Source organism: Micromonospora sp. WMMC264 (genome assembly GCF_027497275.1).
GTDB classification, from domain to species: Bacteria; Actinomycetota; Actinomycetes; order Mycobacteriales; family Micromonosporaceae; genus Micromonospora; species Micromonospora chalcea.
On record NZ_CP114907.1, the window covers coordinates 2,699,060 to 2,714,546 of the forward strand.

Annotated in this window: 17 protein-coding genes; 7 read left to right on the forward strand and 10 right to left on the reverse strand. The window is 72.5% G+C overall.

Going from position 1 to position 15,487, the window contains the following annotated elements:
• Positions 1-31: 31 nt before the first annotated feature.
• The 3 genes from O7542_RS11520 to O7542_RS11530 form a co-directional block, all read right to left on the reverse strand.
• Entirely contained in the window at positions 32-850 is an 819-nt protein-coding gene (locus O7542_RS11520; RefSeq protein ID WP_043324421.1) for an SCO1664 family protein, read from the reverse strand.
• Complete coding sequence (locus O7542_RS11525; RefSeq protein ID WP_043324423.1) at positions 847-1,428, reverse strand: DUF3090 domain-containing protein; 582 nt, start codon at positions 1,426-1,428, stop codon at positions 847-849. Before O7542_RS11525 ends, O7542_RS11520 begins: the two co-directional genes overlap by 4 nt.
• A gap of 86 nt (positions 1,429-1,514) precedes the next feature.
• Positions 1,515-2,228 (reverse strand): histidine phosphatase family protein, encoded by a 714-nt coding sequence (locus tag O7542_RS11530; RefSeq protein WP_069089805.1) that lies wholly within the window; start codon positions 2,226-2,228, stop codon positions 1,515-1,517.
• A 328-nt stretch (positions 2,229-2,556) separates the two neighbouring features.
• On the opposite strand from O7542_RS11530, the gene O7542_RS11535 reads away from it, so the two are divergent.
• Both O7542_RS11535 and O7542_RS11540 read left to right on the forward strand, forming a co-directional pair.
• A complete protein-coding gene (locus tag O7542_RS11535) occupies positions 2,557-3,741 on the forward strand; it encodes a DDE-type integrase/transposase/recombinase (protein WP_083297081.1) in 1,185 nt (394 codons plus the stop codon).
• Positions 3,742-4,214: 473 nt separating this feature from the next.
• Positions 4,215-4,802, forward strand: a complete 588-nt coding sequence (locus tag O7542_RS11540) for a hypothetical protein (RefSeq protein WP_281606202.1) — start codon at positions 4,215-4,217, stop codon at positions 4,800-4,802.
• Between the two features lie 56 nt (positions 4,803-4,858).
• On the opposite strand, the gene O7542_RS11545 is transcribed toward O7542_RS11540, so the two are convergent.
• Positions 4,859-5,695, reverse strand: coding sequence for an undecaprenyl-diphosphate phosphatase (locus O7542_RS11545; RefSeq protein ID WP_043324430.1), 837 nt, complete (start codon positions 5,693-5,695; stop codon positions 4,859-4,861).
• The gene (locus O7542_RS11550; protein WP_043324433.1) at positions 5,692-6,744 is read right to left on the reverse strand and encodes an LLM class F420-dependent oxidoreductase; all 1,053 of its coding nucleotides are present in this window, start codon (positions 6,742-6,744) and stop codon (positions 5,692-5,694) included. The genes O7542_RS11545 and O7542_RS11550 overlap by 4 nt, the downstream gene beginning before the upstream one ends.
• Positions 6,745-6,907: 163 nt before the next feature.
• On the opposite strand from O7542_RS11550, the gene O7542_RS11555 reads away from it, so the two are divergent.
• Together O7542_RS11555 and O7542_RS11560 are read left to right on the forward strand one after the other, a co-directional pair.
• The gene (locus tag O7542_RS11555; protein WP_030504007.1) at positions 6,908-7,876 is read left to right on the forward strand and encodes an aldo/keto reductase; all 969 of its coding nucleotides are present in this window, start codon (positions 6,908-6,910) and stop codon (positions 7,874-7,876) included.
• Positions 7,877-7,946: 70 nt separating this feature from the next.
• Positions 7,947-8,138 carry a DUF5703 family protein gene (locus tag O7542_RS11560; RefSeq protein ID WP_043324435.1) on the forward strand — a complete coding sequence of 64 codons (192 nt, stop codon included), beginning with the start codon at positions 7,947-7,949 and terminating at the stop codon, positions 8,136-8,138.
• 54 nt (positions 8,139-8,192) lie between these two features.
• On the opposite strand, the gene O7542_RS11565 is transcribed toward O7542_RS11560, so the two are convergent.
• Positions 8,193-8,846: a hypothetical protein gene (locus O7542_RS11565; protein WP_030504008.1), complete on the reverse strand. Its 654-nt coding sequence runs from the start codon at positions 8,844-8,846 to the stop codon at positions 8,193-8,195.
• 62 nt (positions 8,847-8,908) lie between these two features.
• Positions 8,909-10,237, reverse strand: a complete 1,329-nt coding sequence (locus O7542_RS11570) for a M20/M25/M40 family metallo-hydrolase (RefSeq protein WP_043324436.1) — start codon at positions 10,235-10,237, stop codon at positions 8,909-8,911.
• 127 nt (positions 10,238-10,364) lie between these two features.
• Here O7542_RS11570 and O7542_RS11575 point away from each other — a divergent pair, with 127 nt between their 5' ends.
• Genes O7542_RS11575 through O7542_RS11585 form a run of 3 tightly spaced genes read left to right on the forward strand, consistent with a single transcriptional unit; the run spans position 10,365 to position 12,273 of the window.
• Positions 10,365-10,982: a hemerythrin domain-containing protein gene (locus O7542_RS11575; RefSeq protein ID WP_043324439.1), complete on the forward strand. Its 618-nt coding sequence runs from the start codon at positions 10,365-10,367 to the stop codon at positions 10,980-10,982.
• Positions 10,983-11,029: 47 nt separating this feature from the next.
• Positions 11,030-12,016, forward strand: coding sequence for a LysR family transcriptional regulator (locus O7542_RS11580; RefSeq protein ID WP_043324440.1), 987 nt, complete (start codon positions 11,030-11,032; stop codon positions 12,014-12,016).
• Between the two features lie 20 nt (positions 12,017-12,036).
• On the forward strand, positions 12,037-12,273 hold the full coding sequence (locus O7542_RS11585) for a hypothetical protein (RefSeq protein WP_043324442.1): 237 nt from the start codon (positions 12,037-12,039) through the stop codon (positions 12,271-12,273).
• A gap of 47 nt (positions 12,274-12,320) precedes the next feature.
• Here O7542_RS11585 and O7542_RS11590 read toward each other — a convergent pair whose 3' ends face one another.
• The 3 genes from O7542_RS11590 to O7542_RS11600 form a co-directional block, all read right to left on the reverse strand.
• On the reverse strand, positions 12,321-12,671 hold the full coding sequence (locus O7542_RS11590) for a DUF3140 domain-containing protein (RefSeq protein ID WP_043324444.1): 351 nt from the start codon (positions 12,669-12,671) through the stop codon (positions 12,321-12,323).
• Positions 12,671-12,841 (reverse strand): hypothetical protein, encoded by a 171-nt coding sequence (locus tag O7542_RS11595; protein WP_166456064.1) that lies wholly within the window; start codon positions 12,839-12,841, stop codon positions 12,671-12,673. The genes O7542_RS11590 and O7542_RS11595 overlap by 1 nt, the downstream gene beginning before the upstream one ends.
• Positions 12,842-12,903: 62 nt before the next feature.
• Positions 12,904-15,453: an ATP-dependent Clp protease ATP-binding subunit gene (locus tag O7542_RS11600; RefSeq protein ID WP_064446117.1), complete on the reverse strand. Its 2,550-nt coding sequence runs from the start codon at positions 15,451-15,453 to the stop codon at positions 12,904-12,906.
• Positions 15,454-15,487: the final 34 nt, after the last annotated feature.

Here is a 15,487-nt window from a genome sequence, read left to right on the forward strand (position 1 = left end):
CCGCCCTACGGGTGATCAACGCGACAGCGGCTCACATCGGCGGCCAGGGCATCGCCGGCCACTCCTCGGGGGGCAGCGGGAACCGGCCGGTCCCGCGCAGCCGCTCGACGCGGGCCGCCAGCGCCGCCGTCTCGCCGATCGTCAGGTGCTCGGCGAGTTCCTCACCGAGCGGGCCGCGAAGCTGACCGGCCAGGCCGTCGAGCATCTCCACCGCGTCCGGCGGCAGCTCGCGGCCGGCCCAGCCCCACAGCACCGTACGCAGCTTCTCCTCGACGTGGAAGCTCACGCCGTGGTCGACGCCGTAGATCCGGTCGTCCGGGCCGACGAGCACGTGACCGCCCTTGCGGTCGGCGTTGTTGATCACCGCGTCGAGCACGGCGAGCCGGGCCAGGCGGGGGTCGTCGGCGTGCGCCAGCGCGTACGCGGCGCCGTCGTCGTCGCGGGCCGCGGCCACCGGGAACCAGCGCGGCGGGATCTCCCGCGCCGGCACGAACCCGACGAGCGGCTCGGCGTCGTCCGGCTCGTCGATCCAGAGCTGGCACGAGCCGGGACCGAACGGGCCGTCCCGCAACACCGTGGGGGGCACCAGGTCCCAGCCGGTGGCCCGGGACACCAGGTAGGCGGCCACCTCGCGGCCGGCGAGCGTGCCGTCCGGGAAGTCCCACAGCGGGCGCTCACCGCGTACCGGCTTGTAGACACAGTGGGCGGTGACGTCGCCGAGCGCGACGACGGCGCGCAGCGTGGCGTTGGAGGCGTCGACAAGCCGCCCCTCCAGGGTCAGCTCACCGTCGGCGAGCAGCCGCAGCGCCTCGGCGCCGTCCTGTCTGGGCTGCAGTTCCGACGACGTCACCGGTGATAGCCGTTGTTCCGAGGGCAGAGGTGACCGGCCGGGTCCAGCGGCTGCCCGCACAACGGGCAGGGGGGACGGCCGGCGTTGACGACGCGCTTGGCCCGCTCGATGAACTCGCGGGTCGCCTCCGGGGTCAGCCGGACCCGGAGCCGGTCGAGGTCGTCGTCCGGCTCGTCCGGTTCCTCGTCGGCGTCGTCGTCCGCGTCGCCCAGCTCGACCTCGACCTCCGCCTCGCCCACGGCGATCGCCTCGATCACCACTGTCGCGGTGTCCACGTCGAAGGCCAGGCCCAGCGTGCCGACGCGGAACTCCTCGTCCACCGGGGTGTCGAGCGGCTCGTTGTCGCCGCCCGTCGGCGGCGCGGCCTCCGGCAGCTGCACGCCGAAGCGGCGCTGCGCCTCGGCGAGCAGCTCCTCGAGCTTCTCGGCGAGCAACGACACCTGGACCTTCTCCAGCGACACGCTGACCAGCCGGCCGCCGCCGCGCGCCTGGAGGAAGAACGTGCGCTCCCCCGGCGGGCCGACCGTACCGGCGACGAACCGCTCCGGCGGCTCGAAGGCGTGCACCTGGTGCGTCATACCCACGACCCTATCCGGCGCGTGGAAGTGCCGCGCAGCCCACCGACGCCGAATCCGCCCAGAGCGAACGCGCCGCGCCGGGCCGGCTATCCGGCCGCGCCCGCGCCCCCGCCGACCGCCGCGTCCGACTCGGCCGGCCGCGCCGCGCGCCGGCGCCGCTTGCGCGGCGGCGGGACCAGCGCCGACAGGTCGCCGCCGGTGTCGTTGAGCCGGACCAGGAACGGCCGCAGCGGCGTGTAGCGGATCGCGGTCACCGACGCCGGGTCGGCCACGATCCGCTGAAAAAGATCAAGGTGTACGCCGAGCGCGTCCGCCACGATCGCCTTGATCACATCACCGTGGCTGCACGCGAGCCAGACCGCCTCCGGTCCGTGCTCGGCGGTGACCCGCGCGTCCCACGCCCGTACCGCCGCCACCGCGCGCGCGGACATCGCCGCCATCGACTCCCCCTGCGGGAACGCGGCGGCGCTCGGGTGCTGCTGCACCACCGGCCAGAGCGGCTCCTTCGCCAGCTTCTTCAGCGACTGCCCCTCCCAGTCGCCGTACCCGCACTCGATCAGCCCGTCGTCGACCACCGGTTCGGCGTGCGGCAGCGCCAGTTCCAGGGTCTGCCGGCAGCGGATCAGCGGGCTGGTCACCACCGCCGCGAGCGGCAGCCCGGCGAGGCGTGCGCCCACCGCCGTCGCCTGCGCCCGGCCGGTGTCGTCCAGCTCGACCGGTTGCCGCCCGGCCAGGCCGCCGTCGGCGTTCGCGGTGGTCCGGCCGTGTCGCAGAAGCAGAAGGGTCGCCACGCAGACCACCCTAGGCGGTACGCCCCGACGGTGATCGTCCCGCCACGACGCCGACCTTTCCCGCCCTCACACCCCGTCCCCGCCGATCGTGATCGCCCGTCGTATTGCGCGGCTCGTTCGTCTCGCGCGGCACTCCGCCGGAGATCTTGGAAGATTTGGGCCCCTATGAGAGCCATTTCCTTCCAAGATCTCCTGAGGTAGCGGCGCACGCCGGAGATCTTGGTACGTTCCCGCCCTTGTAGGGGCTGTTCAGTCCCATGACATCTGTCAGCGTTGAAGTCCCGATACATGTGTCACGTGGTAGGGATCTTGGGTCGGGTGGTATGTGCTGCCGGGCATGGCTTCTCGGCGGCATGTGATGAACCTGCTGGACGCGCTGCTGGCGGCGGGGGTTCGGGTGAACGCGGCCGAGTTCGCGCGTGAGCACGGGGTGTCGGTGCGCACGGTGTACCGGCACCGCGCACGTATCCGGGCCGAGGGTCAGTGGCAGGAACGATCCCGGCGGCCGCGTACCAGTCCGCGGGTCACGCCGCCGGAGGTGGACGCGTGGATCTGCAAACTGCGCGCTGAACTGGGCCCGGACAACGGGGCTGACTTCATCCGAGACGCGTTGGACGATGTGCGCCGGCGCACCGACGCGTCCTGGTCGGTGCCGTCACGCTCGACGGTCAACCGGGTGCTGGCCCGGCATGACCTGCTCGTGGCTACTCCGGCTAAACGACCGCGTAGCTCGTGGCGGCGTTTCAGCTATGCCCGGCCCCGCGACTGCTATCAGATCGACGCCACCGAAGTGAAACTCGCCGACGGCCGCACTGTCGTCGTCTTCGACGTCCTGGACGACTGCACCCGCACCCTGGTCGCCTGCCACGCCGCCGCCGCGGAGACCGCCCGAGCCGCGATCACCGCGATCAGACAGGCGTTCACCGCCTACGGCGTGCCGGCCATCGTGCTCAGCGACAACGGCATCGCGTTCACCAGCCGCCGCACCCGACCCGGATCAATCTCCACCTTCGTGCAGACCCTGATCGACCACGGCACCCGCCCGATCAACTCCAGCCCCTACCACCCACAAACCTGCGGCAAGGTCGAACGCCACCACCAAACCCTCAAAAAATGGCTGAGCACCCAACCCCCACCACAGACCCTCACCGCCCTGCAAACACTCCTGGACACCTACCGCCGCTACTACAACACCCAACGCCGCCACAGCGCCCTACCCCACCGCACCACACCCGCCCACGCCTGGACCCACGCACCCACCCTAGGCGGACCCACCAGCCCACCCCTGCAAACCGACGCCACCCTGCACCACTGCCCCGTCGCCAGCAACGGCGCCATCGCCGTCGCCGGACACCGCACCAGCGTCGGCACCACCCACGCCGGCACCACCGTCACCGCCATCCGCGACAACAACCACGTCACCATCTACCACCCCGACGGCCAACCCATCGGCTACCTCCACCTCAACCCCGACAAGAACTACATCCCCCTCACCCCCACCCCCACGATCCACAACCCCTGACACATCTATCGGGACTTCCCGTTGACACATGTCCCGGGACATGACAGCCCTTGTAGGGGCCGCTCCGTACCAAGATCTCCGGCGAGCCCTGCCGTCGGCGACCCGACCTCCCACACGATCATGAGATTGGCGGTGACAAACCGGACACGAGGTGCCGTCAACCTCATGATCGACGCTTCCGGGTCACGGGAGGGTGAGCCGGGGTGTCGGGTGGGGTGGGTGTCTGGTTTCGGGGTGGTGGGGGACACCCGGGTGGCGGAATCGGTGGCGGGGCGGGGGCGTTATACCTGGTGAACGACCGCAGCAGCGTCCCCCGGCGCCCCCGGAATGATCCCGGGGCGGCGGTCGTTGGACATGTCTCCGGCCCCCGCAGCCACGGGCAGCGAGCCGGATCCCCCCGAAGACTTCTTGAGCGCCTGACGGTGCCCACGCACTCGCCCCCGGGTGCGTCGACCCCCGAATGGAGCCCCCTCATGAACACGATCCTGCGCAAGAGCATCCTCGGTATCGCCGGTCTGACCGTCGCCGGTGGCCTCGCCGCCGGCCCCCTCAACCACGACACCAGCACCCCCACCACCCGCAACGCCGCGGTCACCACCACCCAGGCCGCGAAGCTCGACAGCGCCGCGCTGATCCCGCACGGCGTGCAGGGCACCCAGTCCCACATCGACCTCGACGACGAGCAGACCGCCAACGTCAAGGCCATCATCGCCGCCACCAAGAAGGCCGGCATGGACGAACGCGCCGCCGTCGTGTCCATCGCCACCGCCCTGCAGGAGTCGAAGCTGGAAAACCTCGGCCACCTCGGTGACCGCAACGACCACGACTCGCAGGGCCTGTTCCAGCAGCGCCCCTCCAGCGGTTGGGGCACGGTCGAGCAGATCACCGACCCCGAATACTCCACGACCGCGTTCCTGAAGGGCCTCAAGCAGGTCGACGGCTGGCGCGACATGCCGCTGACCGTCGCCGCCCAGACCGTCCAGGTCTCCGCGTACCCGGACCACTACGCCCAGTGGGAGCAGCAGGCCGCCGACCTGGTCGCCGAGCACTGGAACAGCTGAGACAAGCGAAAGGCCGGCACCCCGAACATCGGGTGCCGGCCTTTCGCATGACAGCGTCAGGTGGCGCTGATCGTGCCGGTGGCCAGCAGGCAGATCACCAGGCTGCCCAGCGCGACCCGGTAGAGCACGAAGACGTACAGCGTGTGGTGTGCGACGTAGCGCAGCAGCCAGGCGATGGCCGCGTACCCGACGGCGAACGCGATCAGCGTCGCCACCACCATCTGCGCCACGCTCGGCGCGGCGGTGCCGGGCGCGGACGGCTCGAAGACGTCCGGCAGGCTGAACACGCCGGAGATCACCACGGCCGGGATGGCCAGCAGGAACGAGTAGCGGGCCGCGGTCTCCCGGGTCAGGTTGAGCAGCAGGCCCGCGGTCAGCGTGCCGCCGGAGCGGGACACGCCTGGTACGAGCGCCGCGGCCTGGGCGAAGCCCATCACCACGCCGTCGCGCATCCGGAAGTTCTCCAGCGTACGGGTCTGCCGGCCCCAGTACTCGGCGAAGGCGAGCAGTACCGCGCCGATGATCAGCGTGCAGGAGATCAGCCAGAGGTTGCGGCCGGCGGTGCGGATCTGGTCCTTGAAGATCAGTCCGAAGATGCCGATCGGGATGGTGCCGACGATGACGTACCAGCCCATGCGGTAGTCGAGGCTGGAGCGCACCGAGCGGTCGAACAGGCCCAGGCACCAGGTGCGGACGATCCGCCAGATGTCCTTGGCGAAGTAGATCAGGACGGCGGCCTCGGTGCCGAGCTGGGTCACCGCGGTGAACGACGCGCCCGCGTCCCGGCCGAAGAACAGCTCCGAGGTGATCCGCAGGTGCCCGGACGAGGACACCGGAAGGAACTCGGTCAGCCCCTGGACCAGGCCCAGGACGATGGCCTCGATCCAGGTCACTCCCCGACTCCGGACAGCTCCAGCGCCTCGGCGACGGTCCGCAGGGTCTGCACTCCGCTCTCCCGGTCGGCCACGAACAGCGACACCGACAGCGTGGTCACGCCCGCGGCGGCGTACTCCCGCATGCGCTCGGCGATGCGCTCCTTCGGGCCGAGCAGCGAGGTGCGGTCGATGAACTCCATCGGTACGGCGGCGGCCGCGTCGCGCTGCCGCTTGGCCAGGTAGAGGTCCTGGACCTCGCGGGCCGCGTCGCCGTAGCCCATCCGGGTGGCGAGCTGGTTGTAGAAGTTCTGCTTGCGGCTGCCCATGCCGCCGACGTACAGCGCGGCGTACCAGCGGACCAGCTCGGCGCAGGTGGCGACGTCGTCGCCGACCACCACCGGCACGGACGGCACCACGTCGAAGCCGGCCAGTTCCTTGCCGGCGGCGGCGCGGCCGGCCCGGACCGAGGCGAGGTGCTCCTCGGCGAACTCCGGGGAGTAGAAGACGGCCAGCCAGCCGTCGGCGATCTCGCCGGCCAGCTCCAGGTTCTTCGGGCCGACGGCGGCCAGGTAGATCGGGATGTGCTCGCGCGGCGGGTGGAAGCCCAGCCGCAGCGCCTTGCCCGGGCCGTCTGGCAGCGGCAGCGTGTAGTGCTCGCCGTCGTACGCGACCTCCTTGCGGGCCACCGCCAGCTTGACGATGTCCACGTACTCCCGGGTGCGGGCCAGCGGCTTGGCGAACCGCACGCCGTGCCAGCCCTCCGAGACCTGCGGGCCGGACACGCCCAGGCCGAGCCGGAACCGGCCGCCGGAGATCGTGTCGATGGTCGCCGCGGTCATCGCGGTCATGGCGGGCGAGCGGGCCGGGATCTGCATGACCGCCGACCCGACGTCGATCCGCTCCGTCTGTCCGGCGATCCAGGACAGGATGCTCGGCGAGTCCGAGCCGTACGCCTCCGCGGCCCACACGACCGAGTAGCCGAGCCGGTCCGCCTCCTGGGCCAATGCCAGGTGGTCGAACGGCGTGCTCCACGCCGTTTGGTATCCGAGGTTGAGCCCGAGTCGCACTGATCCTCCCGCCATCCGCACCACAGGTCGCATCAGGTTACGCAATGAGCGTGGCGCCCTCGACGTCCGGCTCACCCGAACATGTCACACCGGTCTGATGTCGCGCGGGAACTTGACTGCGGCGAGGATATCCGTGACGCCGGGTTCGAAATAAGGTTCACGCATGCAACAGCGACCGCTCGGCCGAAGCGGGCTGGCGGTATCGCGGCTCGCGCTCGGCACCATGACCTGGGGACGCGACACCGACGCCGACGACGCGGCCGCCCAGCTGAAGAGTTTCCTCGACGCGGGCGGCAACCTCGTGGACACCGCGGACGTGTACGCCGACGGCGACGCCGAATCGGTGATCGGCTCGCTGCTGGGCAGCCTGGTGGACCGCGACGAGCTGCTGATCGCCACCAAGGCGGGGCTGCGGCCGGGCAGCCGCCGCCGGGACGGCTCGCGCGGGCACCTGCTGCGCACGCTCGACGCCTCGCTGCGCCGGCTCGGCACCGACCACGTCGACCTCTGGCAGGTGCACGGGTACGACCCGGACACGCCGCTGGAGGAGACGCTCTCGGCCCTGGACCATGCCGTGTCGAGCGGGAAGGCCCGCTACGTCGGCGTGTCGAACTTCTCCGGCTGGCAGACCGCCCGCGCCGCCGCCTGGCAGGCCGCCTGGCCGGGGCGCGCCCCGGTGGTCGCCGCGCAGGTGGAGTACTCGCTGCTGGAGCGCGGCGTGGAGCGGGAGGTGCTGCCCGCCTGCGCCGGGATGGGGCTGGGCGTGCTGCCCTGGTCGCCGCTGGGCCGGGGCGTGCTGACCGGCAAGTACCGCAACGGCCGCCCGGCCGACTCGCGGGCGGTGTCGCCGCACTTCGAACGGTTCGTCGCCACCTACCTGGAGCCGCGCTGCTCCAGCATCGTGGAGGCGGTCGCCATCGCGGCCGGCGGGCTCGGCGTGTCGCCGCTGGAGGTGGCGCTGGCCTGGGTGCGGGACCGGCCCGGCGTGACCGCGCCGATCCTGGGCGCCCGGACCGTCGGGCAGCTGCTCGGCGCGTTGCAGGTGGAGCGGATGACGCTGCCGGAGGAGATCGTCACGGCGCTGGACGACGTGTCGGCGGTGCCGGTGGGCTACCCGGAGCGCGACGGATGAGCCGCGGCGGGGCGGTCCGGGTCACCGTCAGGGGGTGGCGGAGGGCCCGCGACCTGGGCAGCATAGGGGCATGGACTACGAATACGCGCCGCTGCGGTTGCCTTCGAACGTCGATCGGCTGACCGCCGCGGCGCAGCTGGCGATCCAGGCCGAGTTCTCCGGCTGGGAGCTGGCCCGGGTGCGGCTCTACCGGGACGGCACGCGGCAGGTGGTGCTGCGGCGCCGCCTGGTGAACAAGCCGCAGCCGGGCCTGTCGTACTGACGGGCCCGTCCCCGGGGCCGCGCGACGCGGCGCCGCCCCGGGGACGCGCACGGCCTAGTGCGCGTGGTCGTGCTCCTCGTCGAGCTCCATGAACGGGTGCTCGTCGAGCCGGCCGACCAGCCGGTCGTCGGCGGCGGGCTGGAACGGCCCGACCGGGTCGTCGTCGTCGAACGACTCCAGGTCGACCGGGGTGCCGACCTCGCTGACCATGACCACGCCGTCGAGCGGCTCCAGCTCCGGCACGTCCAGCGCGGACAGCGAGCCGTCGCCGCTCTGCAGCAGCTCCAGCACCGCCTCGCCGACGCCCTCCACCGGGGCCGGCTCGTCGTCCTCCGGGGTGCCGTCGCGGCGGGCCGCCTCGGCGGCACGCAGCAGCGCGGCGACGCTCGGCACCCGGTAGTCGCGCCGCTGCCGCACCGAGATGACCCGCGGGTGCGGGTCGGTGGGCTCGCCGCCCTCCACGGCGCCGAAGCGCTCGTCGGCCTCGTCCGGGTCGATCGACTCCACGTCCCAGGGCGTCACCTCGCCGAACGCGTCGAGCAGCTGCTCGTCGTAGGCGAACGAGGCGTTGTTCAACGCGACGTACGCCTGCCAGACGGCGTCGTCGTCGATCCGGCCCTGAGCGGCCCGGACGGCGGCCAGGTGGGCGCGAGCGGCGTCGATCACCCGCTCGAGGGCGGCATCCAGCTCACCGTGCTGGTCGGTCATGTGTGGCAGTCCCTTCGCGATGGGGGGAGGGTTCCGTGCCGACGGCGCCGCTGTGGGCGCGGTCAGCAGGTACGCAGGAAGCGGTCCAGAACCCGCACGCCGAACTGTAGTCCGTCCAGCGGAACCCGCTCGTCGATGCCGTGGAACAGGCCGGAGAAATTGAGGTCGGCGGGCAGCCGCAGCGGCGCGAAACCGAAGCAGCGGATGCCGAGCCGGGAGAACGCCTTGGCGTCGGTGCCGCCGGAGAGCATGTACGGCACCGGGTGGGCGCCGGGGTCCTCGGCGCGCAGCGCGGCCGACATGCCCGCCACCAGGTCACCGTCGAACGTGGTCTCCAGGGCCGGCTGGCGCTGGACGTACTCGATGGCGATGTCCGGCCCGACCAGCTCGCGCAGCTGCCGTTCCAGCTCCTCGCTCTGCCCGGGCAGGCTGCGGCAGTCGATGGTGGCGGTGGCCCGGCCGGGGATGACGTTGTCCTTGTAGCCGGCGGCCAGCCGGGTCGGGTTGGCGGTGTTGCGGATGGTCGCGCCGATGATGTTGGCGATCGGGCCGAGCTTGGCGATCGCGGTCTCCGGGTCGTCCGGGTCGATCTCGATGCCGAGCACGTCGGACACCTCGGCCAGGAAGGCGCGTACGGTGTCGGTCATCACCACCGGGAAGCGGTGCCGGCCGATCCGGGCGACCGCCTCGGCCAGCGCGGTGACCGCGTTGTCGTCGTGCATCATCGAGCCGTGACCGGGCCGGCCCTTGGCGTGCAGGCGCAGCCAGTCGATGCCCTTCTCCGCGGTCTCGATCAGGTAGAGCCGGCGCTGCTCGTCCACCGAGTAGGAGAAGCCGCCGACCTCGCCGATCGCCTCGGTGCAGCCGTCGAACAGGTCGCGGTGCCGCTGGGTGAGGAAGTGCGCGCCGTAGTCGCTGCCGGCTTCCTCGTCGGCGGTGAACGCGAGCACGATGTCGCGCCGGGGGCGGACGCCGGCGCGCTGCCAGCCGCGGACCACGGCGAGGACCATGGCGTCGAAGTCCTTCATGTCGATCGCGCCGCGGCCCCACAGGTAGCCGTCGCGGATCTCGCCGGAGAACGGGTGCACCGACCACTCGTCCGGGTCGGCGGGCACGACGTCGAGGTGGCCGTGCACGAGCAGCGCGTCGCGGCCCGGCTCGGTGCCGGGGATGCGGGCGACCACGTTCGCCCGGCCGGGGGCGGATTCGTGGATCTCGGCGTCGACGCCGGCCTCGGCGAGCTTCTCCGCCACGTACTCGGCGGCGCGCCGCTCCCCCACGCTGGTGTCGTTGTCGCCGGTGTTCGTGGTGTCGATGCGCAGCAGGTCGCGGCAGAGGTCCACGACCTCGTCGGTGGCGTCGGGCCGGGCGGGGAGGGCGTCGCTCGTCATCGCTTCCTTATATCAGCAGGCGGGGTCGTCGCGGCCGTCGGTGCGCTCCGCGGTTTCGTGGATCTCCCGGCCGGGTACCGGCGGAGGCGCCCGGGACATCGACCCCGGCCGTCACGAGGAGGGCCCCATGACCGTCCCGCTGCCGCCGCTGCCGCCCGCCGCCGACGACGCGTACCGGCCGGGTGGGCGAAGCGTGGCCGACCTCGTGGACACCGAGCACCGGGCGCTGCTGGGGCTGGCCGACCGGGTCAGCGACGCGGCGCTGACGGCGGCCGAGCGGCGCGACGTGCTGGACGTGCTGACCGCCGCGGTGTCCCGGCACCTGTCGGCCGAGGAGCAGTATCTGTTCCCGGCGGCCCGGGCCGCCATGCCGGACGCCGTCGAGCTGGTGGAGCGGGAGATCGAGGCCGACGCCGGGCTGCTGACCGCGCTCAAGGAGCTGTCCGGCGCGGACGACCCGGCGGTCGCCGACGTGGCCGAGCGGGTGCGCCGGCACGTCAGCCGCGTCGCCGCGCTGGTCACGCCGTTGCGGGAGGTGGCGAGCGACGCCGAGCTGATCCGGCTGGGCAACCGGTGGGAGATCGCGGAGGAGGCGGCGCCGACCCGGCCGCACCCCGGCACGCCGGCCACCCCGCCCTGGAACAAGATCGTCGAGCCGGCGGTCGGGGTGCTCGACAAGGTGCGCGACGCGGTCTCCGGACGGCGTACCCGGCTGAGTGACCTGGAACACCGCCGCCAGAGCTGAGCCGATCGCCCCTTTCGCGTATCGGTTCGTGGTCCTACCGTCACGGTATGGATCTGGAGCTGCGACACCTGCGTGTGGTCTGCGCGATCGCGGAGACGGGGAGCGTCACCAAGGCCGCCTCGGCGCTCGGCCTGGCCCAGCCGGCGTTGACCGCCCAGCTTCAGCGGATCGAACGGGCGCTGGGCGGGCCGCTGTTCGAACGGGACCGCCGCGGCGCCCGCCCGACCGCGCTGGGCGAACTGGTGCTGGACCGGGCGCGGGTGCTGCTGCCGGCGATGAAGGGCCTGCGGGACGAGGCGGCCCGGATGGCCGGCGCGGGCGACCCGCTGCGCCGCTACCGCTTCGGCGGGGTGAACAGCCCGATCATGGGCCGGCTGGTGCACCGGCTCGCCGCCGAGCGGCCGGACGCGCAGATCACCACGTACGCCTCGTGGTCGGTGGACGAGCTGGCGCAGATGGTGGCCGGCGGCCGGCTCGACTTCGCCCTCACCGGGGTGTGCGGCGACTCGACGCCGTCGGCGGGGTTCGGGCTGAGCTGGCGGGAGGTGGCGGTGGAGCCGATCTGCGTGCTGCTGCCGCAGACCCACCCGCTGGCCGGTCGCGCCGAGATCGACCTGGTCGACCTGAGTCACGAGCGGTGGGTGGCCGCGCCGGGCGACGGCTGCTTCGGCGACTGCTTCGCCGCCGCGTGCGCCCGCGCCGGCTTCACCCCCAAGAAGGTGTACGAGGCGGACGTGCGGGCCGCCCTGGAGCTGGTGGACGCGGGCGAGGCGGTGGCGTTGTGCCAGGCCACGTTCCGGCCGGTCGCCGGGCTGGTCACGCGGCGGCTGGCCGGTTCGCCGCTGCGCTGGCGGCTGCTGCTCGGCTGGCACCCGGACGTGCCGGCGGCCGCGGTGGCCGACCCGGTGCTGGCGGCGGCGGTGGCGGCGTACACGGACGCGCTGGCCAACCATCCCGACTATCTGGGCTGGTTGCTGGCGCACCCGGAGTTCGGCGTGCAGCCCAACGGCACCGGCGGGGTGCGAATCGCCTGAACCCGGGTAACACCGGCGACATGACTGATCTGTATCCGGCCGCCGACCAGCGGGAGCTGCTGCGTCAGGCGGCCACCGCGCACACCACCGCCGCCGCCGAGGTGGAGGCGTTCCTGCGGCGGCTGCCGGAGGTGCCGGACCCGGCCGACGTCACCGAGTACGCCAACCTGCTCAGCCGTGCGGAGCGGGCCCGGGACGACCTGCTGGCCGCGGCGGACGCGGCCGGGCTGCGGCTGCCCAGCCTGGAGTCGGAGTAGACGCCGGCGCCCGGGTGGGTGACCCGCCCGGGCGCCGGCGTACCGGCTCAGCGTTCGATCAGGACGTCGTGGCCGAGGTCGAGCAGGGCGTGCCGCCACTCGTCGTCGGCGTTGCCCCGGCGTGGCCGCTGCGCGGTCAGCTCCCGGATCCGGGTGATCGCCTCGCGCATCACCTCGATGTCCTCCGGCGTGAGGTCCACCTTGCGCTTGCGCAGCACGGCGAGGATCTGCCGGCCGGGTTCGGGCAGGTCGAGGTCCGGGCCGGGGCCGAACGCCTCCTCCCCCGAGCCGCGGGTCAGCAGCCACTGCCGCAGCGTCTCGGAGGACACGTTCACCTCGGCGTGGAAGTCGTCCCAGATCACCTCGACCTCGGGGTCGAGTCGCGCCTCGCGTGCCATCACGCCTCCTCTGCCGGCGGCGGCCCGGATGCCGGCTCGCCCTCGTTCGGTGTGTGCTGCTTCAGGCCCTCCGGCGGCACCCGCACCCGGGACGGGTTCGCCGTCGGGGCCGCCTCGATCGGCTCACCGGCCCCGATGTCGCCGTCGGGGACCTCCTCGGGTTCGGTCATGTCCGCCCTTTCGATCCGTCGGTGACGAGGCGGTCCGGCCCGTGGGAACGGACCGTCGCCGGTCATCGGGGATGAGACGTGGTGGCTGCCGCGTGCCCGCGTTCACCGGCGGTGACGTCGAATACCAGCTGGTCGTCGCGGGCGTCGACAATGACCTTCTGCCCCGGGGATATCTCGTTCTCCAGCAGCATCCGGGACAGCCGGTTGTCGACCTCGCGCTGGATCACCCGGCGCAGCGGGCGGGCGCCGAACTCCGGCTGGTAGCCGTGCTCGGCGAGCCAGTCCACGCCGGCGGTCCTGAAGTCGACCTGGATGTCCTGGGCGTGCATGCGGCGGCGGGTCTCCTCCAGCAGCAGCCCGGTGATCTGGCGCAGCTGCTCGGCCTCCAGCCGCTGGAAGATGATCACCTCGTCGATTCGGTTGAGGAACTCCGGGCGGAAGTTCTCCTGGAGCCGGCGCATCAGCCGTTCCCGCAGCTCGTCGCTCTCCTGCTGGCCGGGCGCGCCGCTGGCGAAGCCGACGGTGCGCTGGGCGCCGGTGATCAGCTCCGAGCCGAGGTTGCTCGTCATGATCAGCACGGTGTTCTTGAAGTTCACCGTCCGGCCCTGGCTGTCGGTGAGCCGGCCGTCGTCGAGCACCTGGAGCAGGATGTTGAACACGTCCGGGTGCGCCTTCTCGATCTCGTCCAGCAGCACCACCGCGTACGGGCGGCGGCGGACCGCCTCGGTGAGCTGGCCGGCCTCCTCGTAGCCGACGTACCCGGGCGGCGCGCCGACCAGCCGGCTGACCGTGTGCCGCTCCTGGAACTCGCTCATGTCCACCCGGACCATCCGGTCCGCCTCGCCGAACAGCGCCTCGGCCAGCGCGCGGGCCAGCTCGGTCTTGCCGACGCCGGTCGGGCCGAGGAACAGGAAGCTGCCCATCGGCCGGTTCGGGTCGGCCAGCCCGGTACGGGAGCGGCGCACCGCCTCGGAGACGGCGCTGACCGCGTCGTCCTGGCCGATGATCTTCTCGTGCAGGTGCCCCTCCAGGCGCAGCAGCCGGTCGCGTTCCTCCTCGGTGAGCTGGGTGACCGGGATGCCGGTGGCCCGGGAGACCACCTCGGCGATCTCCGTCGGCCCCACCTCGGGCACGTGGTTGGGTCCCTCGTCGCCGCGGGCGCGGCGCACCTGGTCCTCCAGCTCGGCGACCCGGTCGCGCAGCGCGGAGGCCCGCTCGTACTGCTCGTCGGAGACCGCCTGCTCCTTGTCCCGGCGCGTGTCCTCGAGCTGCTGCTCCAGCTCGCGCACGTCCTCGGCGGGAGTGCGCGTCCGTAGCCGCACCCGCGCGCCGGCCTGGTCGATCAGGTCGATCGCCTTGTCCGGCAGGAACCGGTCGGTGACGTACCGGTCGGACAGCTCACCGGCGGCGATCAGCGCCTCGTCGGTGAACCGGACCTGGTGGTGCGCCTCGTACCGGTCGCGCAGCCCGCGCAGGATCGCCACGGTGTCCTCCACGCTCGGCTCGGGCACCAGCACCGGCTGGAACCGGCGGGCCAGCGCGGCGTCCTTCTCGATGCTGCGCCGGTACTCGTCGAGCGTGGTCGCGCCGATGACCCGCAGCTCGCCGCGGGCCAGGGCCGGCTTGAGCATGTTCGACGCGTCCATCCCGCCCTCGCTGCCGGCGCCGCCCGCGCCGACCAGCGTGTGGATCTCGTCCAGGAAGATGATCAGCTCGTCGCGGTGGGCGCGGATCTCGTCGATCACCTTCTTCAGGCGTTCCTCGAAGTCGCCCCGGTAGCGGGTGCCGGCGACCAGGCCGGACAGGTCGAGCTGGATCACCCGCTTGCCGATCAGCGTCTGCGGCACGTCGCCGTCGCAGATCCGTTCCGCCAGCCCTTCCACGATCGCGGTCTTGCCGACACCGGCCTCGCCGATCAGCACCGGGTTGTTCTTGGTCCGCCGGGACAGGATCTCCACCGCCTGCTCGATCTCGTCGGCGCGGCCGATCACCGGGTCGATCTGGTCCATCCGGGCCAGCTCGGTGAGGTCCTGCCCGTACTGGTCGAGGGTGGGGGTGCCGCGGTCCGGGCGCGGCGTGCCGGCCGCGCCCCGCTCGGCGCTGGCCGCCTGCAACGACTCCGGCTGGATCCGGCCGGCGGCGAGCATCCGGCCGGCCGGCGACTCGGGGTTCAGCGGCAGCGCCATCAGGATGTGCTCGGGACCGATGTAGTTGGCGCCCATCGCGCGGGAGAGCTGGTGCGCGTCCAGCAGCGCCCGCTTCGCGGCCGGGGTCAGCGACAGGTTCGGCGGCACCTCGCCCCGGGGCGCGCCCTCACCCCGCCCGCCGAGCGCGTTGACGAGCGTGTCCGGATCGGCGCCGGCCCGGCGTACCAGGTCGCGCAGCGGCTCGCGCTGCAACGCCGCCCAGAGCAGATGGTCGGTGTCCAGGTCGTTGCTGTGCTTCTGAGCGGCCCGGCGGGCCGCGTCGGCCAGCATCTCCCGGGCGTCGGCGGTCATCAGTCGGGTGATGTCGACCCGGTGCGCCGGTCGGCGTCCCCCCTCGCCCCGGCCGAAGTATCGGGCCAGGAACTCGTCCCAGGGGTCGTTGCCGAAGTCACCCGGTCCCATCATCATCGTCCTCCGCAGTCGGTCGGCACGACCGGTA

What these genes read in the sequence shown, in the direction of transcription:
- O7542_RS11535 (WP_083297081.1), top strand. Translation starts at nt 2,557, where the DNA reads ATGGCTTCTCGGCGGCATGTGATGAACCTGCTGGACGCGCTGCTGGCG.
- O7542_RS11525 (WP_043324423.1), bottom strand. Translation starts at nt 1,428, where the DNA reads ATGACGCACCAGGTGCACGCCTTCGAGCCGCCGGAGCGGTTCGTCGCC.
- O7542_RS11555 (WP_030504007.1), top strand. Translation starts at nt 6,908, where the DNA reads ATGCAACAGCGACCGCTCGGCCGAAGCGGGCTGGCGGTATCGCGGCTC.
- O7542_RS11570 (WP_043324436.1), bottom strand. Translation starts at nt 10,237, where the DNA reads ATGACGAGCGACGCCCTCCCCGCCCGGCCCGACGCCACCGACGAGGTC.
- O7542_RS11560 (WP_043324435.1), top strand. Translation starts at nt 7,947, where the DNA reads ATGGACTACGAATACGCGCCGCTGCGGTTGCCTTCGAACGTCGATCGG.
- O7542_RS11590 (WP_043324444.1), bottom strand. Translation starts at nt 12,671, where the DNA reads ATGGCACGCGAGGCGCGACTCGACCCCGAGGTCGAGGTGATCTGGGAC.
- O7542_RS11595 (WP_166456064.1), bottom strand. Translation starts at nt 12,841, where the DNA reads ATGACCGAACCCGAGGAGGTCCCCGACGGCGACATCGGGGCCGGTGAG.
- O7542_RS11580 (WP_043324440.1), top strand. Translation starts at nt 11,030, where the DNA reads ATGGATCTGGAGCTGCGACACCTGCGTGTGGTCTGCGCGATCGCGGAG.
- O7542_RS11540 (WP_281606202.1), top strand. Translation starts at nt 4,215, where the DNA reads ATGAACACGATCCTGCGCAAGAGCATCCTCGGTATCGCCGGTCTGACC.
- O7542_RS11600 (WP_064446117.1), bottom strand. Translation starts at nt 15,453, where the DNA reads ATGATGGGACCGGGTGACTTCGGCAACGACCCCTGGGACGAGTTCCTG.
- O7542_RS11565 (WP_030504008.1), bottom strand. Translation starts at nt 8,846, where the DNA reads ATGACCGACCAGCACGGTGAGCTGGATGCCGCCCTCGAGCGGGTGATC.
- O7542_RS11575 (WP_043324439.1), top strand. Translation starts at nt 10,365, where the DNA reads ATGACCGTCCCGCTGCCGCCGCTGCCGCCCGCCGCCGACGACGCGTAC.
- O7542_RS11585 (WP_043324442.1), top strand. Translation starts at nt 12,037, where the DNA reads ATGACTGATCTGTATCCGGCCGCCGACCAGCGGGAGCTGCTGCGTCAG.